The organism is Acidovorax sp. GW101-3H11 (assembly GCF_001633105.1).
Classification (GTDB): domain Bacteria; phylum Pseudomonadota; class Gammaproteobacteria; order Burkholderiales; family Burkholderiaceae_C; genus Acidovorax.
Window position 1 is genome coordinate 26222 of sequence record NZ_LUKZ01000013.1, and the last position, 24141, is coordinate 50362.

Below are 24141 nucleotides of genomic sequence, written 5' to 3' on the forward strand. Positions count from 1 at the left end.
AGCTCTTCTTTCGATAGTAGTTGCTCTGCTTGCGCACTTGCACCCAGCGCGGCCATGCGGTCAAAAATATCCGGCTCCTGCTGCATCACAGCTCCCACTCTCTTTGCGCCAGCTGCGCGCCATCCAGCGCCACGCGCGGCACGGTAAAGCGCCAGTGCTGGATGTCGTCTTGTGTGTCGATGTACTCCTCGCCCGGCTGCAGCTGCACACCCGCCTCGCGCGCCATGGCCAGCCACAGCGCAAAGGTCTCCAGGTCGTGCTCGCCCGGGGGCAGCGCGGCAGCCAGTTCCGCCAGGGTCATAGGCTGGCCCCGCTCGGCCAAGGTTTGCAAGGTGCGCTGCACCAGCGCGTCGCGGTCCAGCCCTTCAAACGCCTGCCAGAACTCACCGTCCATCTCGCCCAGGTCGGTGTATTGGGTGGTGAGCAGCAGCGCGGCCTGATCGCCGCCGTCCAGCGACTTGGCGCGCAGGCGCTCTACCAGCGGCACGCTGCCCAGGGCCACGCCCAGCGGCGGCAGCGGTGTGCTTTGGCGGCGCACAGCCTGGCGTTGCCAGTCGATGCGCAGGGCCTGCTCCAGCACGTCGTTGAGCAGCTGGCCCACGCGCTGGTTCTCGGCCACCTGGCCGGTTTTCATGAACTGGCTGACCTCGCGCTCGCTGCGCGCGCGCACGGCCTGCACCACCTTGGCTTCTTTGATCAGCTGCTGCACCAGCAGACGCAGCGTGCTGTGCTGCAGGCCATCGAGCGCCTTGTCCGCTGCCGGATGCTCCAGGATCTGACGGATGCGCTGGCGCATTTCCGTGAGCTCGGTTTGGTGCGAGAGCTGCTGGTGAAAGCTGTCGAACACACGGCCCTCTTGCGTGTTGAGCAAGTTGGCATGGCCATCGAGTAACTGGTCCATCACCGCACCCCGGTGGTGGCGGGCGCTGATGATGGCCTCGCGCAGCGCACGGTCGGCCTCGCGCCACGAATCCTCCACCCGCCGAAAGTCCGCCCGCAGGCTGACCGAGAGCGCATACACCTCGCGAATGCCTTCCACCGCTTGCTCGGGTGTCAGCTCTGCGATGCGCCCCGCCTGCACGTCGTCGAGCTGCTGCTGCAAATCGGCCATGCGGCGCTGCAGATGTTCGGTGCGGCTTTGCGGGTCGGGGTTGAGCGCGGCGGCCAGGTTGTCGATTTCGCGCTGCACCACGGCCAGACGCGACGCGGTGGATGTCATCATCCGCCCGTCCAGTTGCGCGATGAATCGCAATGCGGTCTTGAGCGCATCAGTCTCGAACACCCGCCCCTCGCGCTCCACCACCAGCCCGCGCCGTATCCACTCGCGCACCTCGCGCCGGGCCTGGCTCAGGGTGTCGTCGCTGTCGATTTCAAAGTCCACCTCGTTGGCATGCATCGCCAGCATGTCCGCCAGCGCCTGCACGGCGGCGTCGAACGGGACTCCATCGCGCTGGTGCTCGAACAGTGCATCCAGGCAACTGAGCACCAACGGTGCACGCCGCGAGGCCAGCAACAGCCACGCCGGGTGCTGCTGGCGGGCTGCGATGTATTTTTGGGTGCGCTGCTGGTTGAGGGTGGGCATGGTGCTTAACTACATGCGCTTTTGATGAGTACCGCTGATGGCATCAATTTGGCAAGACTATAAAAGCTCTGGAGCGTGCTGCTGAAGCAACGCAAGCGCAGCATCCTTGTAAAAGTGCATGGTGACACTGAAGAATGGGCGGAGTTTTCCGTTGGATGGCAAAAGGTCAACGGACATCAAGCGCTCCAGATCCCACTGGCGCTGCGTGTGGTCAAGCCAGCACTGATCCAGTTCATCCCACCAACTTCTTCTGAGACTGACGAGGAGCTGGCTTCTGAGATTCAAAACCTTGATCGTGTATTCGGCTCGGTCAAACTCTTCAGCCGTCAAGTTCGGGCCAGGACTGACTTCACCGTCGGATGTGTAAGTGAAGTACTTCGCGCAATCAGGTTCGTGGGGCGAGACAAACAGGCTCATATCAATGGGGCCACCGACACCGCGTTTACCAGGCGCATGGCCGCCAAACACTTCCCAGCCTTGCCGAGATGCCTGTTGGAGTCCCGTATCGCTGTCAAAAGCACTGGCAGCCAAGTTCAGATAGTCGAACGTTCTGGCAGGGATCTGAGACTTGTTCTCTACATGTTCAATGTGATAGCCGATACCCAACTCGTCAGCGCGAACCTCGCTGTAACAACAGAGGTGGTACTGTTCATCCAATAGATGGTGGTTTAAAAGAACAGGCTTCCCATTGAAACCAGCCCAGCGGGAGGTGGCGGTCGTTGGTGTTGATGGTGGGTTGACATGCTGTGCGGCCAAGGCGTTTGTTCCGAGCCCTACCTTCTTCACATGCCTCATTCCGCCTTGTCTCCGTTGGAGTTACGGATTCGAGCTGCCAACTCTGTCAACCCTACTTGGCGGGAAATACTGCGGCGGATGCGAAGAATCTGCTCATGGGTGTCTCCTAGCTTTTCGCCCAAGCGCTTCATCAACTCCACAGCACGTGAGGTTGTGTAGTCACCTTGATCCACCAGCCGGGTGAGTTCCCGTAACTCATCTTTTTCGTGGATCGGAGGAAGCGGATCCACCTGCATCACACGTTGCATCACTAGTTGGCTTGACTGCCCGTAGGTGTGTGCCAAAGGCACGGTGGCCACCGTTCGGCCATCCGTATCACGACCCAAGATGCGAATGCACTCTCGTTGTACCGTGCTCAGCACTTGGGGACTGTGGGTCGTAACGATGAACTGCACGCTGGGAAAAGCTTCCGCGAGCCCTTGCAGCACTACCTGTTGCCATTCCGGGTGCAGGTGCATGTCAACCTCATCGATCAACACGATGCCTGGCGTCTGGCTGGAGGCGTTGGCACCCAGTTGGGGATTCAGCTTGGTAGCCCGATAGGCAATATCCGCCACCATCCCGATCATGTTGCGAATGCCATCGCTGAGCCATTCGACTGGCAGTTCCCCATGCTCCGGATGCTGCGCTACAAGTTCCTCGAGAGAGAACGAGTAGCTGATACCGCCCCACCCTGACGGCTTCAGACAGGCATTCACTGCGGAGGAAACAGATTGGATGTAGTGATCAAACTCCGTGGCTTCAATAGGTTTGCCGGACTCAAGGGACTTGACCTGACTCACCTTGGCGTTCAAGTTCCAGTATCTAAACCATGCGAAAAATGACTTGTATTTGGAGGCTGGGTCCAAGCAGTCGGTATATCCGACTGTCCGCGAGGTGCGGGAGATCTTTTCGCTTTCAGGCTTTTTACCTTCTGTCTGTTTTTTTTGCTGCCATAAGCGCCCTGTCCCGTAGTAGGCCAGAAGTGGCAGCACAACCTCTGTGCCGGGCGTCCGGACAGCCTCCTGCATCCGTTTGCCATAGTCAGTAAGCTCTCGGGCGTCCTTCACAGAAGTCTTGGCTTTGGTCGGGCTGGAAAGTGCTCGCTTCCAGGTGGTTGGAGGATTCCCATCTGCGAGTGTGTCGATGAGGCCAAGAGGGACAAAACCGCAAGCCTCAATCTCTGCACCGCGAGGCGCGTACTCCATTTCGTTGCTGGAGGTTTCCCGCACGCGCGCCATGCGGATGTCACTACCCACTAGCGCGGTGCCTTTCGCCTCATCAAAGGCACCGAGATAGGTGCCGAAAGCCACTGAAATGGCATCCAGCACGGAGGTTTTGCCTGCTCCATTGGAGGCCACCAACACAGTCAGCTTTGGATGGAAAGTGATCTCTAGCGCCTCAAAGCACCTGTAGTTCAGGAGCTTCAAAGACCGAATGTCCAAGGATGGCACGGCCTCCCTCCAGTCGCTGCAATAGCTAATTCAGATCCAAATTACAGTTTTGGAAACAGTGCTGTTGAAGTCATATCCTTCAAACGTCAATATTCCCCGCCCGCAAAGCGTTGGTTTCAATGAAATCCCGGCGTGGCTCCACCTCATCCCCCATGAGCATCGTGAACACGCGGTCCGCCTCGATCGCGTCGTCGATCTGCACGCGCAGCAGGCGGCGCACATTGGGGTCCATCGTCGTTTCCCACAGCTGCTCGGGGTTCATTTCGCCCAGGCCCTTGTAGCGCTGGCGGCTGGTGGTGCGTTCGGCTTCGCTGATGAGCCACTTCATGGCCTGGCGGAAGTCGCCGACCTTTTCTTCCTTCTGCTTGTCGCCTTCGCCGCGCAGGGCCTTGGCGCCCTCGCCCAGCAGGCCACGGAAGGTGTCGGCGGCTTCGGCCAGGGCGGCGTAGTCGGCGCCGTGCACGAAGTCCTGCGTGATGACGCTGCTCTTGACGTTGCCGTGGTGGCGGCGGCTGATGCGCAGAATGGGTTTGTCGGTGCGGGCGTCGAACTCGCCCGCCACTTCGGCGGGGGTGCCGGTGGTGTTCAGCTCGCGCAGCTTGATCTGCAGGGCCACGGCGCTGGCTTCGGCCTCGGCCACGGTGTCGAGCTTCAGGCTCACGCCGTCGGCCACGGCGCGCAGGGCCTCCTGGTCCATGAAGTTGGACAGGCGGTGGATGACGCTCTCGGCCACCTGGTGCTTGCGCGCCAGTTCGGCCAGGGTGTCGCCCGCCAGCACCTGCGGGTTGGCGCCGCCGGTGCTTACGCTCGCGTGGTTCAGCGCAATGCGCAGCAAGAAGCCGTCAAGCGCGGGGCCGTCCTTCAGGTACAGCTCTTCCTTGCCCGCCTTGACCTTGTACAGCGGTGGCTGGGCGATGTAGATGTGGCCGCGTTCGACCAGCTCGGGCATCTGGCGGTAGAAGAAGGTCAGCAGCAGGGTGCGGATGTGGGCGCCGTCCACGTCGGCGTCGGTCATGATGATGATGCGGTGGTAGCGCAGCTTGGCGACGTCGAAGTCGTCGCCGCCGGTGGTGCCACCCGCCTTGCCGATGCCTGTGCCGAGAGCCGTGATCAGCGTGAGGATTTCGTTGCTGGTCAGCAGCTTTTCGTAGCGGGCTTTTTCCACGTTCAGGATCTTGCCGCGCAGGGGCAGGATGGCCTGGAATTTGCGGTCGCGGCCTTGTTTGGCAGAGCCGCCGGCGGAGTCACCCTCGACGATGTAGATCTCGCACATGGCGGGGTCTTTTTCCTGGCAGTCGGCCAGTTTGCCGGGCAGGCCCATGCCGTCGAGCACGCCCTTGCGGCGGGTCATTTCGCGGGCCTTGCGGGCGGCTTCGCGGGCGCGGGCGGCTTCCACGATCTTGCCGCAGATGATCTTGGCGTCGGCGGGGCGCTCTTGCAGGTAGTCGGTGAGCAGCTTGCCCACGATGTCTTCCACGGGCGCGCGCACTTCGCTCGAGACCAGCTTGTCCTTGGTCTGGCTGCTGAACTTGGGCTCGGGCACCTTCACGCTCAGCACGCAGCACAGGCCTTCGCGCATGTCGTCGCCGGTGACTTCGACCTTGGCCTTTTTGGCCAGCTCGTTTTCTTCGATGTACTTGTTGATGACGCGGGTCATCGCGGCGCGCAGGCCGGTCAGGTGGGTGCCGCCGTCACGCTGGGGGATGTTGTTGGTGAAGCACAGCACCTGCTCGGTGTAGGCGCTGTTCCACTGCATGGACACTTCCACGCCGATGTGCGTGCCGGGGATGCCGCCATACGTTTCTGCCGGGCGCTCGCCTGCGGCGTAGAACGAGGTGGGGTGCAGAACGGTCTTGCCCTTGTTAATGAACTCGACAAAGCCGCGCACGCCGCCCGCGCCCGAGAAGTCGTCTTCCTTGCCGCTGCGCTCGTCCTTCAAACGAATGCGCACGCCGTTGTTCAGGAACGAGAGTTCGCGCAGGCGCTTGGCCAGGATCTCGTAGTGGAAGTCGTAGTTCTCTTTGAAGATCTCGGTGTCGGGCAAAAAGTGCACTTCGGTGCCGCGCTTTTCGGTCTCGCCGGTCACCTTCATGGGGCTCACTTCAAAGCCGTCTACCTTGTCCAGCAGGCGGTCTTGTACGAAGCCACGTGCAAATTCGATCTGGTGCACCTTGCCTTCGCGGCGCACGGTCAGGCGCAGCCATTTGGAGAGCGCGTTCACGCAGCTCACGCCCACGCCGTGCAGGCCGCCGGAGACCTTGTAGCTGTTCTGGTTGAACTTGCCGCCTGCGTGCAGCTCGGTCAGGGCGATTTCTGCGGCACTGCGCTTGGGCTCGTGCTTGTCGTCCATCTTCACGCCGGTGGGGATGCCACGGCCGTTGTCGGTGACGCTGATGGAGTTGTCGGTGTGGATGGTGACGACGATGTCGTCGCAGTGCCCGGCCAGGGCCTCGTCGATGGAGTTGTCCACCACCTCGAACACCAGGTGGTGCAGGCCGGTGCCGTCGCTCGTGTCGCCGATGTACATGCCGGGGCGCTTGCGCACGGCCTCCAGGCCTTCGAGGATGGTGATGGAGCCTTCGCCGTAGCTTTCGCTGGCGCCAGCCTGGTTGGTGTCGATCTTGTGCGGAACAGGCTCACCCGTGCCGGTAGGTTCTTGCTCGGGCAGGTTGTTGTCAGCGGTCATGGTGGGCCTTGGGGTCCGTGGAAACCGGATGGTTTCCAATAAGTTCAATGGTCAAATTGGGCTCTACCGCCTATCCAGTAAGCGCTAGTAGCTATCAATACGATAGTAAATGGGTGCAGCCGTGCGATGGTGCAGGGGGCGGCCGGTGAGAGGGGCCGCCGCACTCACCCACTCGCTCAGATTCAAATGCGCATCGGCATCACCACATATTTGAAGCTGTCGTTGTCGGGGATGGTCATCAGCGCAGAGCTGTTGCCGTCCGACAGCTCCACCTTCACCATGTCCTGGCCCATGTTGGCCAGGGCGTCGATGAGGTAGGTCACGTTGAAGCCGATCTCGATGGTGTCGCCACCGTAGTCGATGTCGAGCTCGTCCACGGCCTCTTCCTGCTCGGCGTTGTTGGACGCCACGCGCAGGGTGCCAGGCTCCAGGTTCAGGCGCACGCCCTTGAACTTGTCGCTGGTCATGATGGCGGTGCGCTGCAGGCTGGCCAGCAGCGGCGCGCGGCCCAGGGTGATGCTGTTCTTGTGGTTCTTGGGGATCACGCGGTTGTAGTCGGGGAACTTGCCCTCGACTAATTTTGTGACGAACTCCATGCCGCCAAAGGTGAACTTCGCCTGGTTGTTGGCGAACTGCATCTCGATGTGCGGCTGGTTCTCGCCGCCCGCGTCACTCAGCAGGCGCTGCAGCTCGATCACGGTCTTGCGCGGCAGGATGACTTCCTGCTTGGGCACTTCCACATCCAGCGTGGCGCTGGCAAACGCCAGGCGGTGGCCGTCGGTGGCGACCAGGCTGAGCTGCTTGCCTTCAGCCACAAACAGGATGCCGTTCAAGTAATAGCGGATGTCCTGCACTGCCATCGCAAACGACACCTGGCCCAGCAGGTCCTTCAGCGTCTTTTGCGGCACGGCAAACACGGGGCCGAACGCGGCGGATTCCTGCACCAGCGGGAAGTCTTCGGCGGGCAGGCTTTGCAGCGTGAAGCGGCTCTTGCCACCCTTGAGCACCAGCTTGGACTGCTGCGACTCCAGGCTCACGGTCTGGTCGCCGGGCATGGTGCGCAGGATGTCGATGAGCTTGCGCGCACCCACGGTGGTGGTGAAGTCGCCGGTGTCGCCACCCAGCTCGGCGGTGGTGCGGATCTGGATTTCGAGGTCGCTGGTCGTCAGCTGCAGGGCATTGCCCGTCTTGCGGATCAGCACATTGGCCAGGATGGGCAGCGTGTGGCGGCGCTCGACGATGCCAGCCACGGACTGCAGTACCGCGAGAACCTTGTCTTGTGTTGCCTTCAGGACGATCATGTCTTCAACCTCTTGTGGTTTTTGGAACGGAGCTTGGACAGCGGCACGGGTTGTGCCTCCCCCTGCTGCACAACCCATCATTTTGCCCCTTAAAGGGGCCTTTTCTCTGGGGCGCCTCGATCACGCCGGTTCAGCCCTTGAGCGTTTGCTCCAGCACATGCAACTGCTGGTTCAACTCGGTCAGCTGCTGGCGCTCGCCCGAAATCTTGCGCACCGCGTGCAAAACCGTGGTGTGGTCGCGCCCGCCGAACAATTCTCCGATCTCCGGAAGGCTCTTTTGCGTCAGCTCCTTGGCCAGGTACATCGCAATCTGGCGCGGGCGGGCAATGCTGGCCGGGCGCTTCTTGCTGTACATGTCGGCGACCTTGATCTTGTAATAGTCGGCCACCGTCTTCTGGATGTTTTCCACAGAAATCTGCCGGTTCTGGATGGACAGCAGATCACGCAGCGCCTCGCGGGCGAGCTGGATCGAAATCTCTTTCTGGTTGAAGCGCGAGTACGCGAGGATCTTGCGCAGTGCGCCCTCCAACTCGCGCACGTTGGAGCGCACGTTCTTGGCGACGAAGAAGGCGACTTCTTCGGGCATCTCGGTGCCTTCCACGCGCGCCTTGTTGATCAGAATCGCCACGCGCATTTCCAGCTCGGGCGGTTCCAGCGCCACCGTCAGGCCCGAATCGAAGCGCGACACCAGGCGGTCGTGGATGTTGGTCAGGCCCTTGGGGTAGGTGTCCGACGTCATCACGATGTGGCTCTTCTTGGTCAGCAAGGCCTCGAACGCATTGAAGAATTCTTCCTGCGTGCGGTCCTTGTTGGCAAAGAACTGCACATCGTCGATCAGCAGCAGATCGAGCGAGTGGTAGCGTTCCTTGAACTCGTCGAAGGTGCGGCGCTGGTACGCCTTAACCACATCCGACACGAACTGCTCCGCATGGATGTAGAGAACTTTGGCGTCGGGTTTGTCCTGCAGTAGGCGGTTACCCACAGCGTGCATCAGGTGGGTCTTGCCCAGGCCCACGCCACCATAGATGAACAACGGGTTGTACAGGTGGCCGGGCATGCCCGCCACGTGCATGGCGGCCGAGCGCGCCATGCGGTTGGCGGTGCCCTCCACCAGGGTCTCGAACGTGAGCGCGGCGTTCAGCCGGTTGCGGAAGGCACCGGCAGGGGCCTCGTCGATGCTGGCGGCCGGGGATTCTGCCGGTGCCGGGGCGCTGGAGGGTTCGGGAGATGCGGGGCGTACATAAGTACGGGTAACGGATTCCCGCTGAGCGAGCGCTAACTCCAGCGAAACCGGCTGGCCGTACAGGCCTTCCAGCAGGGAGGCGATGCGGCCTGCGTACTGGGCGCGGATCCAGTCCAGCTTGAAGCGGTTGGCCACCAGCAGGGTGACCTTGGAGAAGTCCTCGGCCACCTGGGCGACCAGGGGCTTGATCCAGGTGTTGAATTGTTGTTCCGGCAGGTCTTGCGCCAGTTGTTCTACGCAGGCTTGCCACAGGCCTTGTCCGGCATCGGCTCCGGGAGATGGCTGGGCGCTGCGGGTGGGTTCCTCGGTCATTTATCGGGGATTCTTGTTGTGGATAGGAGGAACGGTGCTGGGCGGCGGATTGTAGCTTGTCAAGGAGTTATCCACATTTTCGCGGCGGCTGTCATCGGGGGATTCCGGGGTTGATGGGCTGGCATCCCCGGGGTCTCAAAACGGGCGCATGGTGATCGCCAAAGGCCCGCTTGGGGTGGGGCAAACGGGGCTGTGGCGGCCCCGCCGGGTGGCTTGCGGATAGGCCTGCCCGCCGAAAGGCATTGCCAGAGGGTCACAAGCCTGCGATAATTTTGGGTTTCCCTGAATGTGTTCAGGGTGATTTGACCCGGCGCGCCGTTATTTCTGCTTCTGTCTGGCTGGTTTTCAGCCGAGCAAGGCAGGGGTTCAAGAGCAGCAGTCCGGAACTGAACCTCAAGGAATAGCACCATGAAACGTACTTACCAGCCCTCCAAGACGCGCCGCGCGCGCACCCACGGTTTCCTCGTCCGCATGAAGACCCGCGGCGGCCGTGCCGTTATCAACGCACGCCGCGCCAAGGGCCGCAAGCGCCTGGCCGTCTAAGGCCGTCCCGGTCTACGGTCTGCTCCCCGCCTGCCCCCGGTTTGCACCGTCAGGTTCCAAACGGGGTGCCTGCATGCAACGGCTAAAAACCCGTCCGCAGTTCCAGGCCGCCATGGCTGGGGGCACCGTCTCCCGCACAGCGCATTTTGCGCTGCACCGTCTGGTGCTGGATGTTGCTGGCAGCGCTGCTGCCAATCTCGCCAGTGCTGCACCCACAGGGCCCGGCTCCTTGCCGTCAACGCAAGGGCCGCAGGCCCTGTTTGCCGTGCCGGATGTCTGGCTGGGCGCGATGGTGCCCAAGCGCTGGGCGCGCCGGGCCGTGACACGCAACACCATCAAGCGGCAGATCTACACCGTGGGCGCCACGTTTGAAGCGCGCCTGCCCCAGGCCGCCCATGTGGTGCGCCTGCGCACGGCGTTTGACCGCAAGCAGTTTGTGAGCGCCACGTCCGACCAGCTCAAGCAGGCCGTGCGTGCAGAGCTGCTGCAGCTGTTTGGCCATGCCGCCCGGCGTGCGGGTGGCGGGGCCGCAGTGCCCGCTCCGGCGCCTGCTTCGCAGGTGCTGCCTGCCCACGAGGTGGCGCCATGATCATGCAGCGCCTGCTGATGGGCGTGGTCAAGGGCTACCGGTTTTTCCTCAGCCCCTGGCTGGGGTCGGCCTGCCGGTTCGAGCCCACCTGCTCGGCCTATTCGCTGCAGGCGCTGGAATGGCATGGCGCGGCGGCGGGCAGCTATCTCACGGTGCGCAGGCTGGTACGCTGCCACCCCTGGTGTGATGGGGGCCACGATCCGGTCCCCCGAGAACTGCCGCGCGGCATGAGGCTTTTTTCGCGGCTGCAACAATCCTCCACCACCCAACCACCCTCACCAAAGAAGTCTTCATGAACGACATTCGCCGCACCATCCTGTGGGTGATTTTTGGCTTTTCCATGGTTCTGCTGTGGGACAAGTGGCAACTGCACAACGGCAACAAGGCCACGTTTTTCCCCACCACCCCGGCCGTGACCGCGTCTGCCGCTGCAAGCGCAGCGTCCGGTGCCACGGGCGCGGCCAGTGTGCCTGCGTCCACGGCGCCTGTGGCGGCGGCTGCTGCCCAGGGCGCTGCGGCCGTTCCGGGCCAGCCCGCCCCGGCCGCTGCACCCGCAGCCGCGCGGGAGCGCATCGAGGTCAAGACCGACCTGTACCGCCTCACCTTCGACAGCGAAGGTGGCACGCTCACCCATGCCGAGCTGCTGCAGCACGCCGACATGACCGAGAAGAACCGCAACTTCCTGCTGCTGGACGAGAGCGCCCAGCGCGTCTACGTGGCGCAGACGGGGCTGATCGGTGGTGGCTTCCCCACGCACAAGACCGTGATGGCGGCCGTGCCCGGCCCGCGTGAACTCAAGGACGGTCAGGACGAGCTGAGCATCCGCTTCGAGTCGCCCAGCCAGGGTGGCGTGAAGCTGGCCAAGACCTGGACCATCAAGCGCGGCGCCTATGACATCGCCGTCAAGCACGAAGTCGTCAACACCGGCGCCGCTGCCGTGTCGCCCCAGCTGTACCTGCAGCTGGTGCGTGACGGCAACAAGCCACCGGGCGAGTCGTCGTTCTATTCCACCTTCACCGGCCCGGCCGTGTACACCGACGCCAAGAAGTACCAGAAGATCGAGTTCAAGGACATCGAAAACGGCAAGGTTGATATCCCCCGCGATTCGCCCAATGGCTACGTGGCCATGGTGCAGCATTACTTCGCTACCGCCTGGCTGTTGGCCGACGGCACCCAGCGCGAGCTGTTCACCCGCAAGGTGGACACCAACCTGTACTCTGTGGGCATGCTGACTTCGCTGGGCGCCATCGAGCCCGGCACGAGCAAGACCGTGGACGCGCGCCTGTTTGCGGGCCCGCAGGTCGAGACGATGATGGAAAAGCTGTACCCCGGCCTGGAACTGGTCAAGGACTACGGCTGGCTCACCATCCTGTCCAAGCCGCTGTACTGGCTGCTGGACCAGCTGCACAAGATTCTGGGCAACTGGGGCTGGGCGATTGTGGGCCTGGTGCTGCTGCTCAAGATCGCGTTCTACTGGCTCAACGCCAAGGCCTACGCCAGCATGGCCAAGATGAAGGCCATCAACCCCAAGATCATGGAGATGCGCGAGCGCCTGAAGGACAAGCCGCAGCAGATGCAGCAGGAGATGATGCGCATCTACCGCGAGGAAAAGGTCAACCCCATGGGTGGCTGCTTCCCCATCATGATCCAGATCCCCGTGTTCATCGCGCTGTACTGGGTGCTGCTGTCCAGCGTCGAGATGCGCAACGCGCCCTGGATCGGCTGGATCCACGACCTGTCCACGCCCGACCCGTTCTTCATTCTGCCCCTGCTGATGACGCTGTCCTCGTTGCTGCAGACGGCCCTGAACCCAGCACCGCCAGACCCGATGCAGGCCAAGATGATGTGGTTCATGCCGCTGATCTTCAGTGTGATGTTCTTCTTCTTCCCGGCCGGTCTGGTGCTGTACTGGCTGACGAACAACATCCTGTCGATTGCACAGCAGTGGATCATCAACACCCGCATGGGGGTGCCACCGCAGTTCAATCTGCCCAGTTTTAAGTGACATCCCCCTGAGCGGCTGCGCCGCTTCCCCCTTCTCTCGCGCTTCGCGCGGGAAGGGGGACGACACCAGCGCGGCGGGGCGGCCCTTGCGCGGTGTCTCGCGCCTGGGCCGCGCCAGTTTCGGCGCTCCTTTTCCATAGATTGCCGCCCATGCTCCCCCGCCACCAGGACCCCATCGTCGCCATCGCTACCGCTCCGGGCCGGGGTGCCGTCGGCATCGTGCGGGTGTCGGGCCGGGCCATCGGCGCGCTGGTGCAGGCCCTGTGCGGCCGGGCACTCAAGCCCCGCGAGGCCACCTACCTGCCGTTTAGGGATGCGCAGGGCCAGGCCATCGACCAGGGGTTGGCGCTGTACTTCCCCGGCCCGCACAGCTACACCGGCGAGGACGTGCTGGAGCTGCAGGCCCACGGCGGGCCCGTGGTGCTGCAGCTGCTGCTGGCGCGCTGCCTGGAGGCGGGCGCCGCCACCGACCCGGCCACGGGCCAGCCCTGCCTGCCGGGCCTGCGCGTGGCCCAGCCGGGCGAATTCACCGAACGGGCTTTCCTGAACGACAAGATCGACCTGGCACAGGCCGAGGCGATTGCGGACCTGATCGACGCCAGCACCGAGGCCGCCGCGCGCAGCGCCAGCCGCTCGCTCACCGGCGCGTTCTCGGCCGAGATCCATGGCCTGCGCGATGCGCTCATCCATCTGCGCATGCTGGTCGAGGCCACGCTCGACTTTCCTGAAGAAGAAATCGACTTCCTGCGCAAGGCCGATGCGCACGGGCAGCTATCGAATCTGCAGCAGACCCTGGCCTCGGTGATGCAGCGGGCGCGCCAGGGCGCCTTGCTGCGCGAGGGCATCAAGGTGGTGATTGCCGGGCAGCCCAATGCGGGCAAAAGCTCGCTGCTCAACGCGCTGGCCGGGGCCGAACTGGCCATCGTCACCCCCATCGCAGGCACCACCCGCGACAAGGTGCAGCAGACCATCCAGATCGAGGGGGTTCCCCTGCACATCATCGACACTGCGGGCCTGCGCGACAGCGACGACGAGGTGGAGCGCATTGGCATCGCCCGCGCCTGGGACGAGATTGCGGGGGCCGACGCGGTGTTGTTCCTGCACGACCTGTCGCGCCAGGATGCTATGGAATACATAGCTTCTGAGGCAGACATAGCGCGCGCACTGGCCCAAAAACTACCTCCAACCATCCCGGTGATCGATGTCTGGAACAAGCTGGACCGCGCCCCGGGGGGGGCCGCCACCGCCGCAGAAGGGGCCGGGCACGCCGAAACCCGGCCGGGCGTGTGGCTGTCTGCACGCACGGGCGAGGGGCTGGACCGGCTGCGGCGCATCCTGCTGGAGGTGGCGGGCTGGCAGTCGGCGCCTGAAGGCCTCTACATCGCGCGCGCCCGCCACATCGAGGCGCTGCGCGCCGTGTCGGCCCACCTGCAGGAGGCCGCCGACCAGCTGCAGGCCCAGGGCCCGGCCCTCGATCTGCTGGCCGAGGAACTGCGCCTGGCCCAGAACGCCCTGAGCGCCATCACCGGCGAGTTCAGCTCCGACGACCTGCTGGGCGTGATCTTCTCCAGCTTCTGCATCGGCAAGTAGGCGGGGCGCCCGGCCAGGGCGCCCGCGCCGCCGCCTGTCGCTTATGTTGTAAACGGACGTAAACAGCGCTTGTGTCCGATCTGTAACAACGGTACTTTCGACGCATCATGAATGCCCCCACCCCCGCTGCCATCAAGGTTGACCTCAAAGGTTTGCTGGACGCCATTGCGCAAACCACCGCTGACGACAGCATGACCAACCCCCTCTCCCCCGCGCAGTGGGAGGTGCTCTCGTCCTACCTGCTGCCCGTGGTGCTGCCCGCCGGGCAGGTGCTTTTCAGCCAGGGGGCCACCGACCGCACCCTGTACCTGGTGGAAAGCGGCAGCCTGAGCGTGCACTACCAGGACGAAAAAGAGCGCCTGCGCCTGGCCATCGTGGGCGCGGGCTCGGTGGTGGGCGAAGGCGCGTTTTTCTCGCACCGCGCGCGCAGCGCCACTGTGCAGGCCAGTGCGCCCTGCAAGCTCTGGAGCCTCACGGCCATCCGCTTCACCGAACTCACCAACCGCCAGCCCGCCATTGCCCTGGGTTTGGCGATGGCTGCCGGGGCGGTGCTGGCCAAGCGCCTGGGCAACCGCCGCCGCCGCGTTGCGGCGACCTGACAGGCGCCCCGCAGACGCGGGATTTGCGGGCTTGTTCGGGGCTGTGCGAGGGGTACAGCAAGTTACACTCGATTTGGATTTTGTCCAGGCACCATCCGAAGAAAGCAAGCCATGTCCCTGTTCAGCTGGTTCAGCCGCAAACCCGCCCCCCCCAAGCCCCGGCCAGCCGCAGAACCGTCGGGTCTGTTGAATGCCGACGCCACCGTGCCGCTGCACCCCGGCCGCATGGGCAAACCCCTGGTCGAGCCCCCACCCCCCGAACACGCGGCCAACCGCAAGAACGAGCGCATGGAGCGCCGCGAGCTGCTCTACACCGTGGTGCGTGATGCCATGGTGCGCGCCGGGGTGCTGTCGGCCAGCTACAAGTTCAAGGTGCTGTCGCTGGACCAGCGCGGCCGCCAGTTCCTGGTGATGATGGACCTGGCGCGCGAATATGGCGGCGAGACGGTGCGCCTGTCCGAAATCGAGGCGCTGATCGCCCAGACCGCCAAGACCCGCTACGACATCCTGGTGACGGCCGTGTACTGGCGCATCAATGACCATGTGGCCGTGGGCATTCCCCAAAAAGGCGTGGCGCCCCAGGGGGCGGCGCTGCCTGTGCCAGCGGCGCCTGTGGCTGCGGCCCCGGTGCGCAAGCCGCCCGTGGCGGCACCCGCCCCGGTGGTGGCACCTGCCAACCCCATCTTCCCCATAGCGTCAGCTCCGGCTCCAGCGCCTGCACCCACAGCTGCACCCGTCGGCGCAGCACCCCAGCGCCCGGCCGCACCCCCGGCTACTGCGGCACCCGCCCGGCCCCCTGTGGCGGCGCCGGTGGGCGAGCAGCGCCCTGCCCCCCGGTTCGAACCCATCGAGGCCGACGAAGTGGCCGCCTTCAAGCGCGCCCTGGCCAACGCGGCAGGCGCCACGGCGGCCCCGGCAGCGGCGGCCAAGCCGGGCGTGCCCGTGCGCTCCGGCCCGCTGCTCCCCCCGGCGCAGCCCACCGGGTTTGAAGACACCGAAATGCCCGGGGCAGACAGCCCCTCGCCCGACCTCAGCAGCACCCAGTACGGCGAGCTGCGCTGAGCGCCGGGCGCGGTCTCCCAAAAAAGAAGCCCTCCATGCGGAGGGCTTCTTTGCTTGTGGCGGGCGTTGCGCCGCTAGGCGCGTCCATCAGGCCCTGATTCAGTGCCCCGCAAAATCCACCAGCGTGTACAGCGGCAGGCCCGATGCGCGCAGGCGGTCCGAGCCACCCAGTTCGGGCAGGTCCACGATGGCCGCGCCTTCGGTCACCGTGGCGCCCAGCTTCTCCAGCAGACGCCGACCGGCCATCATGGTGCCGCCGGTGGCAATGAGGTCGTCGATCAGCAGCACGCGGTCGCCCGCCTTCACGGCGTCGGTGTGCAGCTCCACGGTGGCGCTGCCGTACTCCAGCTCGTAGGTCTCCTCGACCGTGGTGAAGGGCAGCTTGCCCTTCTTGCGGATGGGCACGAAGCCCACGTTGAGTTCATAGGCCACCACCGCACCCAGGATGAAGCCGCGCGCATCCAGCCCGGCCACCACATCGGGGCGCAGGGCCTTGTCCATGTAGCGGTGCACAAAGGCGTCGATGAGCACGCGGAACACCTTGGGGTCCTGCAGCAGCGGCGTGATGTCGCGGAACTGCACGCCCGCTGCGGGCCAGTCGGGCACGGTGCGGATGTGCTGGCGGAGGTAGTCGTTGACGCTGAGTGGCTGCATGGGAAAAGAGAAGGGGATCAAGGGGCACGGGTGTGGGGGCCGGGCAACGGCTTTCCCGCGCGAAGGGCTGAAGTGTAATCAGCCGCCTGCGTGCGCTGTTCTGCGCTCCCGGGGCCACCCCCAGCCCCCATAATGTTTCATTGCTGTTACACCCCCGGCGCGGCTGCCTTGCAGGCCAAGCCCTTCCACAGAAGATTGGCCCATGCCCATCTCCATCCTGCTGATCGAAGGCGACCACGCCCATGCCCAGGCGGTGGCGGGCGCATTGGCAGACCCCTGGTCGGGCTGGCAGGTGGAAGTCTGTGCGTCGCTGGCGCAGGCGCGTGAACACCTGCAGCACCAGCAGCGGCGGCCCGACATCGTGCTGGCCGCCCAGAGCACCCTGGGGGGCACGGCCTTTGATTTGCTGCAGCTGCTGGCCGGTGTGCCCGCCATCATCATCGTGCGCATGGGGGCCGAAACCCATGCGGCGCAGGCCATGCGGCATGGCTTTGACGACTTTGCCGTGCAGGACCCGGCCCTGGACTACCTGCTCACACTGCCCGCGCAGATCGACGCAGTGCTTGAGCGCAGCTCTAGCGCCCGCGCCCGCCTGGCGGCCGAGGCCATGCTGGCGCGCCAGCACCGGCTGCTGCAGGCCATCTCGCGCGCCCAGGCCATGTTCATCGCCAGCTCCGGGCCCCGGGCGGCGTTCGAGGCCTTGCTCGAAGAACTGATGTCGCTCAGCCAGAGCGCCTTCGGCCTGGTGGGCCAGGTGCAGCGCGCGGCCGACGGCCACCCCTTCTTGCGGGTGCACGCCATGACCGACATCAGCTGGGACGCGGCCTCCCGCGCGCTGTATGCGCAGCACGCCGAGGAGGGCATGGTGTTCGACAGCCTGCACTCGCTGGTGGGCGCGGCCCTGGTCTCTGGCGAGCCCGTGATCAGCAACGACGCCTGCCACGACCCGCGCGCCGCAGGCACCCCGCCGGGCCACCCCACGCTGCACACCTACCTGGGCCTGCCCATCCACGCGGCGGGCGAGCTGGTGGCCATGGTGGGCCTGGCCAACCGCGCCGAGGGTTATTCGCAGGCGGATGTGTCGTTCCTGCAGCCCCTGCTCAATACCGTGGGCCAGCTGGAGACCGCGCGCCGCGCCGAGCTGGCCCGCAGCGCGATTGATGCCGAACTGCTGCGCACCGGCGCCCTGCTGGGCGAAAAAACCCGGGCGCTGGAGGCCACGCTGGCCAACATCTCCCAGGGCATCACCAGCGTGGACGCCGAAGGGCGCATCCGGGTCTACAACCGGCGCTACCTGGAGCTGCTCGACCTGCCCGAGGACCTGCTGGCCAGCCAGCCCAAGGTGGAGGACGTGGTGCGCTTCCAGACCGAGCGGGGCGACTTCGGTCCGCAGTTCCAGCTCATCGAGCCCATGGCGCGCAACTACGTGGCCTCGGAATACGCGGCGCACGGCGGGCAGCTCACCATGCCTGACTCGTACGTGCGGCGCACGCACAATGGCCGCTACATCGAGGTGCGCACCCGCGCGCTGGAGCCCGGCGGGCGGGTGCGTACCTTCACCGATGTCACCGACTACCTCAGCACCCTGGAGGCCCTGCGCCTGAGCGAGGCGCGCTGGCGCAGCCTCACGCAGCTCTCGTCGGACTGGTACTGGGAGCAGGACGCGCAGTTCCGCTTTGTGCGGCTGGACGGCAATGCCCAGCAGAAAACCGGCGTGCCCGACGAGGTGCACTACGGCCTCACGCGCTGGGAGCTGCCCGAGACCTTTGTGGACGAAGGCCAGTGGCGCGACCACCGCGCGCTGCTGGAGGCGCACCAGGTGTTCCACGACTTCGAGATGCAGCGCCGGACCCACGACGGCCAGCCCATCTGGGTGTCGATCAGCGGCGAGCCCATCTTCGATGCCGAAGGCCGCTTCACCGGCTACCGGGGCGTGGCGCGCGACATCACCGAGCGCAAGCTGGCCGAGGCCCAGATCCAGCGCCTGGCGTTTTATGACGAACTCACCGGCCTGCCCAACCGGCGCCTGCTGATGGACCGGCTGGAGCGCGCTGTGGCCTCCAGCACCCGCGAGGGTTGCCACGGCGCCCTGCTGTTCCTCGACTTGGACAACTTCAAGGGCATCAACGACACCCTGGGCCACGAATGGGGCGACCGGCTGCTGGTGCAGGTGGGCGCCCGCGTGAGCGCCTGTGTGCGCGCCACCGACACCGTGGCACGCCTGGGGGGCGACGAGTTTGTGGTGGTGATCGAAGGCCTGCACGCCGAAGAGGCCGAGGCCGCCGCCGAGGCCGAAGCGGTGGCGCAGAAGGTGCTGGCCGCGCTCAACCAGCCCTACCAGATCGAGGGCTGCGAGATGCACAGCACGCCCAGCATCGGCATCGCGCTGTTCCGGGACGCGCAGCAGCCGGTGCAGGAGCTGCTCAAGCGCGCTGACCTGGCCATGTACCAGGCCAAGGCCCAGGGGCGCAACATGCTGTGTTTCTTCGACCCCGCCATGCAGGCCGCCGCGTCCGCGCGCTCGGCGCTGGAGGGCGACATCCGCCTGGGGCTTGCGCGCGCCGAGTTCCTGCTGCACTACCAGCCGGTGGTGGACGCCACCGGCCAGCTGCTGGGCGCCGAGGCCCTGGTGCGCTGGAACCACCCCCAGCGCGGCATGGTGCCACCCGCCGACTTCATCCCGCTGGCCGAGCAGACCGGCCTCATCCTGCCCCTGGGCCGGCAGGTGCTGGCCATGGCCTGCCACCAGCTCGCACTGTGGGCGGCCGACCCCGCCAGGGCCGGCTGGACCCTGTCCGTGAACGTGAGCGCGCAGGAGTTCCGCCAGAGCGAGTTTGTGCAAGACGTGCTGGCCGTGCTGCGCGACTCGGGCGCGGATGCGCGGCGGCTCAAGCTGGAGCTCACCGAAAGCCTGCTGCTGCACGACGTGGAGGACAGCATCCTCAAGATGCAGGCCCTGCGCACGCTGGGCGTGGGGTTTGCGCTGGATGACTTTGGCACGGGCTACTCGTCGCTGAGCTACCTCAAGCGCCTGCCGCTGGACCAGCTCAAGATCGACCAGAGCTTTGTGCGCGACGTGCTCACCGACCCCAACGACGCCGCCATCGCCTGCACCATCATCACCCTGGCCCACAGCCTGGCCCTGGACGTGGTGGCCGAGGGCGTGGAAACCGAAGGCCAGCGCGCGTTCTTGCTGCGCAACGGCTGCCAGCGCTTCCAGGGCTACCTGTTCGGGCGGCCCGGGCCTGCTGCGCAGCTCTGAACGCTATTAAATATATAGCTACAAAGGCATGGTGGGAGCGCGGTAAGGCCGATTTTTAATCAGAATTCGGCGCCCTCTCTGCCGCTGGCGCAGTCCTTGCTGCTGCGCAGCCGCCCAGGGCGGTCACCCTCGGAGCAGCTTGTCCTCTGCCAGCGCCAGCGCCGCCGGGTGGCCTGACAGAACCAGCGTGTCGCCTTCGGCCAGCAGGGCTTCGTCCACGGCCGCGCTCAGGTGGCCGTTGCCGCGCCGCAGGTTCACCACGCGCACACCCATCGCGGGCAGGGCCAGCTGGCCCAGGCTGTGGCCCAGGGCGGTGGCGCCGGGTGGCAGGTTCAGGGTGGACAGGCGCTCCTGGTCGCGCTCGTTCACCGTGTCATCGTCCGCGCCGTGGAAGTAGCCGCGCAGCAGGTTGTAGCGCGCATCGCGCTGGTCCTGCACCAGCCGCAGCACGCGGCGCATGGGCACGCCCACCAGGGCCAGCGCGTGGCTGGCCAGCATCAGCGAGCCTTCAATCGCCTCGGGCACCACCTCGGTCGCACCGGCTTCCTGCAGTTTGTCGAGGTGGGCATCGTCCTGTGTGCGCACCACCACCGGCACCTGCGGCGCGTGCGAGCGCGCATTGGCCAGCACCTTCAGCGCGGCGGGCACGTCGATGTAGGTCACGGCGACGGCGCTCGCGCGCACCAGGCCGGCGGCCATCAGGGCCTGCAGGCGGGTGGCGTCGCCGTACACCACCGAGTCGCCCGCCGCCGCCGCCTGGCGCACGCGGTCCGGGTCCAGGTCCAGCGCCATGTAGGGGATGCCCTCGTGCTCCAGCATGCGCGCCAGGTTCTGGCCGCAGCGGCCGTAGCCGCAGATGATCACGTGTTTGCTGGTGTTGATGGACTTGCGCGCGATGCTCGTCATCTGCAGCGACTGCTGCAGCCAGTCGCTGGCCACCAGCTTCATCACGATGCGGTTGCTGTACATGATGAGGAAGGGCGTGGCCAACATCGACAGCACCATGGCCGCAAGGATGGGGTTCATCAGCGCCGGTTGCACCAGCCCGTTGCCCTGCGTGAGCGACAGCAGCACAAACCCGAACTCGCCCGCCTGCGCCAGGTACAGCCCCGTACGCAGCGCCACGCCCGTGGTGGCGCCCATGCCGCGCGCCAGCACCAGGATGATCACGAGCTTGAGCAGCAGCGGCACCACCAGCAGCGCCAGCACCAGCGCCCAGCGGTCCACCAGGATGTGCCAGTCCAGCATCATGCCGATGGTGATGAAGAACAGGCCCAGCAGCACGTCGTGGAAGGGCCGGATGTCCGTGCCCACCTGGTGCTTGTACTCCGTCTCGGACACCAGCACCCCGGCGATGAAGGCGCCCAGCGCCAGGCTCAGGCCCGCCACCTCGGTCAGCCAGGCCAGGCCCAGCGTGATCAGCAGCAGGTTGAGCATGAACAGCTCGTCGCTCTTGCGCCGCGCCACCAGCGTGAGCCACCAGCGCATCAGGCGCTGCCCGCCGGTGAGCAGCAGGCCCACCAGCACCGTGGCCTTGATCAGCGCCCAGCCCAGTGAGGTGAGCAACTGGTCGGGCGACGACCCCAGCGCCGGAATCAGCACCAAGAGCGGCACCACGGCCAGGTCCTGGAACAGCAGGATGCCCATCACGCGGCGGCCGTGTTCGCTCTCCAGCTCGGCCCGTTCGGCCATGAGCTTGACCACAATCGCCGTGCTGCTCATGGCCATCACGCCCGACAGCGCCAGCGCCGTCTGCCAGCCCATGTCCCACACCCCGCCTGCCCAGCGCGACAGCACCAGGGCCAGCACCGTCAGCACCACCATGGTCAGCACCACCTGCATCAGCCCCAGGCCAAACACCTGTTTGCGCATGGCGCGCAGCTTGGGCAGGCTGAACTCAAGCCCGATGGCGAACATCAGGAACACCACGCCGAACTCGCCCAGGTGGCGCACACCCTCGGAGTTTTGGGCCAGCGCCAGCGCGTGCGGGCCAATCAGCACCCCGGCCGCCAGGTAGCCCAGCATGGGCGGCAGCTTGAGGCTGCGGCAAGTCACCACGCCCAGCACCGCGGCCAGCAGGTAAAGCAGTGTGAGGGCGAGAGAAGACATGGGTTCGATGCTATCCGAGGCTTGTGCGCCAGCAAGGATGTTTTCTGCAGGCGATGCACGGTCCGTGCCAGAGGGCATCCGTTGGCAGGGCCCGCCGGGCATGCCCGGTCGATAGAATCCCCGGATGACTCCCGCCCCCGCCGCGCTGCCCCCTTTTGATGCCGACCAGGCCCTGCGCCTGGCCCGCGAAACCTTTGATATCGAGGCTGCGGCCCTGACCGGACTGGCGGCCCGCGTCGATGGCGTGTTTGCCCAGGCCGTACAGATGGTGCTGCAGGCCCGGGGCCGTGTGGTGGTGATGGGCATGGGCAAAAGTGGCCATGTGGGCCGCAAGATTGCTGCCACGCTCGCATCCACCGGCACCCCCGCCTTTTTTGTGCACCCCGCCGAGGCCAGCCATGGCGACCTGGGCATGGTCACGGGCGACGACCTGGTGCTGGCCATCTCCAACAGCGGCGAAAGCGGCGAACTCACGGCCATCCTGCCCGTGCTGCGGCGCCTGGGCGCCCCGCTGATCGCCATGACCGGCGGCCTGCAGTCCACGTTGGCCCGCTATGCGGACCTGGTGCTGGACTGCAGCGTGGAGCGCGAAGCCTGCCCCCTGAACCTGGCCCCCACCGCCAGCACCACGGCCCAGCTGGCCATGGGCGATGCGCTGGCCGTGGCCCTGCTGGACGCCCGGGGCTTCCGCCCCGAAGACTTTGCCCGCTCGCACCCCGGCGGTGCGCTGGGCCGCAAGCTGCTCACCCACGTGAGCGACGTGATGCGCTCGGGCACCGAGGTGCCGCGCGTGGCGCCCGAGGCCTCGTTCAGCGACCTCATGCGCGAGATGAGCGCCAAGGGCCTGGGCGCCTCGGCCATCGTCGATGCCGCCGGGCAGGTGCTGGGCATCTTCACCGACGGCGACCTGCGCCGCCGAATCGAGGCCGGGGCGGACCTGCGCACGGCCACGGCCGCCCAGGTCATGCACCCCCACCCGCGCCGGATTGCTCCTGATGCCTTGGCTGTGGACGCCGCCGAAATGATGGAGGCGCATGCCATCACCAGTGTGCTGGTGCTGGATGCAGCGGGTGTGCTGGTGGGCGTGGTGCACATTGGCGACCTCATGCGGGCGAAGGTGATCTGACGATGGCGCAGTCTTCGCAGACCTCCTCTTCCCCTGCCCTGCAGATCGACCCCGAGCTGCTGCTGCGCGCCCAGGGCGTGCGCGTGGCCTTTTTTGATGTGGACGGCGTGCTCACCGACGGCGGCCTGTACTTCAGCGAAACGGGCGAAACCATCAAGCGCTTCAACACGCTGGACGGGCATGGCCTCAAGCTGCTGCAAAAGGCGGGCATCACGCCTGCTGTGATCACGGGGCGGGACTCTGCGCCGCTGCGGGTGCGCCTGAAAGCTTTGGGCGTCGAGCACGCGGTGTTCGGCACCGAAGACAAACGCCCCGCCGCCGAGCAGATTTTGGCCACCCTGGGCCTGACCTGGGCGCAGGCGGCGGCCATGGGCGACGACTGGCCCGACCTGCCCGTCATGCGCCGCAGCGCGTTTGCCTGCGCGCCTGCCAACGCCCAGACCGAGGTGCGCCACGCGGCGCATTTCGTCACCCAGGCGCGCGGCGGCGACGGGGCGGCGCGCGAGCTGTGCGACCTGCTGCTCGTGGCCACGGGCCGCTATGCCGCGCTGCTGGCGGACTACACCGCATGATCCGTGTGATCCGCCAGGGCTGGGACCAGCTCTCGATCTACCTGCCCGTGCTGCTGATGGGCCTGCTGGCCCTGGGCACCTGGTGGCTGGTGCGCAATGCGCCCATGCCGCAATTGCCCGCCATCGACCGCCCCGTCAAACACCAGCCCGACTACTTCATGAAGAATTTTTCGGTGAAGAGTTTTGACGCCACGGGACGCCTGCAGAGCGAGGTGCAGGGCACGGAAGCCCGGCACTACCCCGACACGGACACGCTGGAGATCGACAAGGTCCGCATGCGCTCGATCGGCCTTGACGGTCGGCTCACCGTGGCGACCGCCAACCGTGCGTTGAGCAATGCCGATGGCTCGGAGGTGCAGCTGTTTGGCAACGCCATCGTCACCCGCGAGCCCCTGCCCGCCAAACCCGGGGCGCTGGCGCAGCCGCGCATGGAGTTCCGGGGCGAGTTCCTGCACGCCTTCACCAACACCGAGCGCGTGCGGTCGGACCAGCCCGTGACGCTCACGCGGGGCAACGACCGCTTCACGGCCGATGGCATGGACTACGACAACCTTGACCAGGTGCTGCAATTGCGCGGGCGCGTGCGCGGCATGATCCTGCCGGGCAAGAAATGAGACAACCCCCTGAGTCGCTTCGCGCCTTCCCCCTTCTCTCTGCGCGCTTCGCGCCAGGGGACGGG

At 65.7% G+C, this 24141-nt stretch carries 19 protein-coding genes; 11 read left to right on the forward strand and 8 right to left on the reverse strand.

The genetic code is table 11. The features are described from left to right. Nucleotides 1-85 precede the first annotated feature (85 nt). The 6 genes from A1D30_RS14465 to dnaA all read right to left on the reverse strand — a co-directional run bounded on the left by A1D30_RS14465 (nt 86) and on the right by dnaA (nt 9352). The gene (locus A1D30_RS14465) at nt 86-1582 is read right to left on the reverse strand and encodes a DUF3375 domain-containing protein (RefSeq protein ID WP_063461432.1); all 1497 of its coding nucleotides are present in this window, start codon (nt 1580-1582) and stop codon (nt 86-88) included. A gap of 57 nt (nt 1583-1639) precedes the next feature. After that, nucleotides 1640-2338 carry a retron system putative HNH endonuclease gene (locus tag A1D30_RS14470; protein ID WP_199865993.1) on the reverse strand — a complete coding sequence of 233 codons (699 nt, stop codon included), beginning with the start codon at nt 2336-2338 and terminating at the stop codon, nt 1640-1642. 35 nt (nt 2339-2373) lie between these two features. Next, nucleotides 2374-3786 (reverse strand): AAA family ATPase, encoded by a 1413-nt coding sequence (locus tag A1D30_RS14475; RefSeq protein WP_242421898.1) that lies wholly within the window; start codon nt 3784-3786, stop codon nt 2374-2376. A gap of 103 nt (nt 3787-3889) precedes the next feature. Beyond that, nucleotides 3890-6496: a DNA topoisomerase (ATP-hydrolyzing) subunit B gene (gyrB, locus tag A1D30_RS14480; RefSeq protein ID WP_063461435.1), complete on the reverse strand. Its 2607-nt coding sequence runs from the start codon at nt 6494-6496 to the stop codon at nt 3890-3892. Between the two features lie 182 nt (nt 6497-6678). Further along, nucleotides 6679-7797 carry a DNA polymerase III subunit beta gene (dnaN, locus tag A1D30_RS14485; protein ID WP_063461436.1) on the reverse strand — a complete coding sequence of 373 codons (1119 nt, stop codon included), beginning with the start codon at nt 7795-7797 and terminating at the stop codon, nt 6679-6681. 130 nt (nt 7798-7927) lie between these two features. Further along, nucleotides 7928-9352: a chromosomal replication initiator protein DnaA gene (gene dnaA, locus A1D30_RS14490; RefSeq protein WP_063461437.1), complete on the reverse strand. Its 1425-nt coding sequence runs from the start codon at nt 9350-9352 to the stop codon at nt 7928-7930. A 408-nt stretch (nt 9353-9760) separates the two neighbouring features. On the opposite strand from dnaA, the gene rpmH reads away from it, so the two are divergent. The 7 genes from rpmH to A1D30_RS14525 all read left to right on the forward strand — a co-directional run bounded on the left by rpmH (nt 9761) and on the right by A1D30_RS14525 (nt 15739). Beyond that, nucleotides 9761-9895, forward strand: a complete 135-nt coding sequence (gene rpmH, locus A1D30_RS14495; protein ID WP_005798102.1) for a 50S ribosomal protein L34 — start codon at nt 9761-9763, stop codon at nt 9893-9895. A 73-nt stretch (nt 9896-9968) separates the two neighbouring features. Further along, the gene (locus tag A1D30_RS14500; protein WP_063461438.1) at nt 9969-10484 is read left to right on the forward strand and encodes a ribonuclease P protein component; all 516 of its coding nucleotides are present in this window, start codon (nt 9969-9971) and stop codon (nt 10482-10484) included. Continuing rightward, nucleotides 10484-10780: a membrane protein insertion efficiency factor YidD gene (yidD, locus tag A1D30_RS14505; RefSeq protein ID WP_063461568.1), complete on the forward strand. Its 297-nt coding sequence runs from the start codon at nt 10484-10486 to the stop codon at nt 10778-10780. The genes A1D30_RS14500 and yidD overlap by 1 nt, the downstream gene beginning before the upstream one ends. Further along, a complete protein-coding gene (yidC, locus tag A1D30_RS14510; protein WP_063461439.1) occupies nt 10777-12489 on the forward strand; it encodes a membrane protein insertase YidC in 1713 nt (570 codons plus the stop codon). The genes yidD and yidC overlap by 4 nt, the downstream gene beginning before the upstream one ends. A 149-nt stretch (nt 12490-12638) precedes the next feature. After that, the gene (gene mnmE, locus A1D30_RS14515; protein WP_063461440.1) at nt 12639-14078 is read left to right on the forward strand and encodes a tRNA uridine-5-carboxymethylaminomethyl(34) synthesis GTPase MnmE; all 1440 of its coding nucleotides are present in this window, start codon (nt 12639-12641) and stop codon (nt 14076-14078) included. Between the two features lie 107 nt (nt 14079-14185). Continuing rightward, a complete protein-coding gene (locus A1D30_RS14520; protein WP_063461441.1) occupies nt 14186-14677 on the forward strand; it encodes a cyclic nucleotide-binding domain-containing protein in 492 nt (163 codons plus the stop codon). Between the two features lie 111 nt (nt 14678-14788). Continuing rightward, nucleotides 14789-15739: a hypothetical protein gene (locus tag A1D30_RS14525; protein WP_063461442.1), complete on the forward strand. Its 951-nt coding sequence runs from the start codon at nt 14789-14791 to the stop codon at nt 15737-15739. A 99-nt stretch (nt 15740-15838) separates the two neighbouring features. Here A1D30_RS14525 and A1D30_RS14530 read toward each other — a convergent pair whose 3' ends face one another. Continuing rightward, nucleotides 15839-16393, reverse strand: coding sequence for an adenine phosphoribosyltransferase (locus tag A1D30_RS14530; protein ID WP_063461443.1), 555 nt, complete (start codon nt 16391-16393; stop codon nt 15839-15841). 202 nt (nt 16394-16595) lie between these two features. On the opposite strand from A1D30_RS14530, the gene A1D30_RS14535 reads away from it, so the two are divergent. Continuing rightward, nucleotides 16596-19655, forward strand: coding sequence for an EAL domain-containing protein (locus A1D30_RS14535; protein WP_063461444.1), 3060 nt, complete (start codon nt 16596-16598; stop codon nt 19653-19655). 123 nt (nt 19656-19778) lie between these two features. On the opposite strand, the gene A1D30_RS14540 is transcribed toward A1D30_RS14535, so the two are convergent. Continuing rightward, nucleotides 19779-21764 (reverse strand): monovalent cation:proton antiporter family protein, encoded by a 1986-nt coding sequence (locus A1D30_RS14540; protein WP_063461569.1) that lies wholly within the window; start codon nt 21762-21764, stop codon nt 19779-19781. 124 nt (nt 21765-21888) lie between these two features. Here A1D30_RS14540 and A1D30_RS14545 point away from each other — a divergent pair, with 124 nt between their 5' ends. From A1D30_RS14545 to lptC, 3 genes are read left to right on the forward strand one after another with little or no spacing between them, the layout of a single operon-like run. Further along, nucleotides 21889-22890, forward strand: coding sequence for a KpsF/GutQ family sugar-phosphate isomerase (locus A1D30_RS14545; RefSeq protein WP_063461445.1), 1002 nt, complete (start codon nt 21889-21891; stop codon nt 22888-22890). 2 nt (nt 22891-22892) lie between these two features. Next, nucleotides 22893-23462 carry an HAD hydrolase family protein gene (locus A1D30_RS14550; protein ID WP_063461446.1) on the forward strand — a complete coding sequence of 190 codons (570 nt, stop codon included), beginning with the start codon at nt 22893-22895 and terminating at the stop codon, nt 23460-23462. Next, on the forward strand, nt 23459-24076 hold the full coding sequence (lptC, locus tag A1D30_RS14555; RefSeq protein ID WP_063461447.1) for an LPS export ABC transporter periplasmic protein LptC: 618 nt from the start codon (nt 23459-23461) through the stop codon (nt 24074-24076). The genes A1D30_RS14550 and lptC overlap by 4 nt, the downstream gene beginning before the upstream one ends. Nucleotides 24077-24141 lie beyond the last annotated feature (65 nt).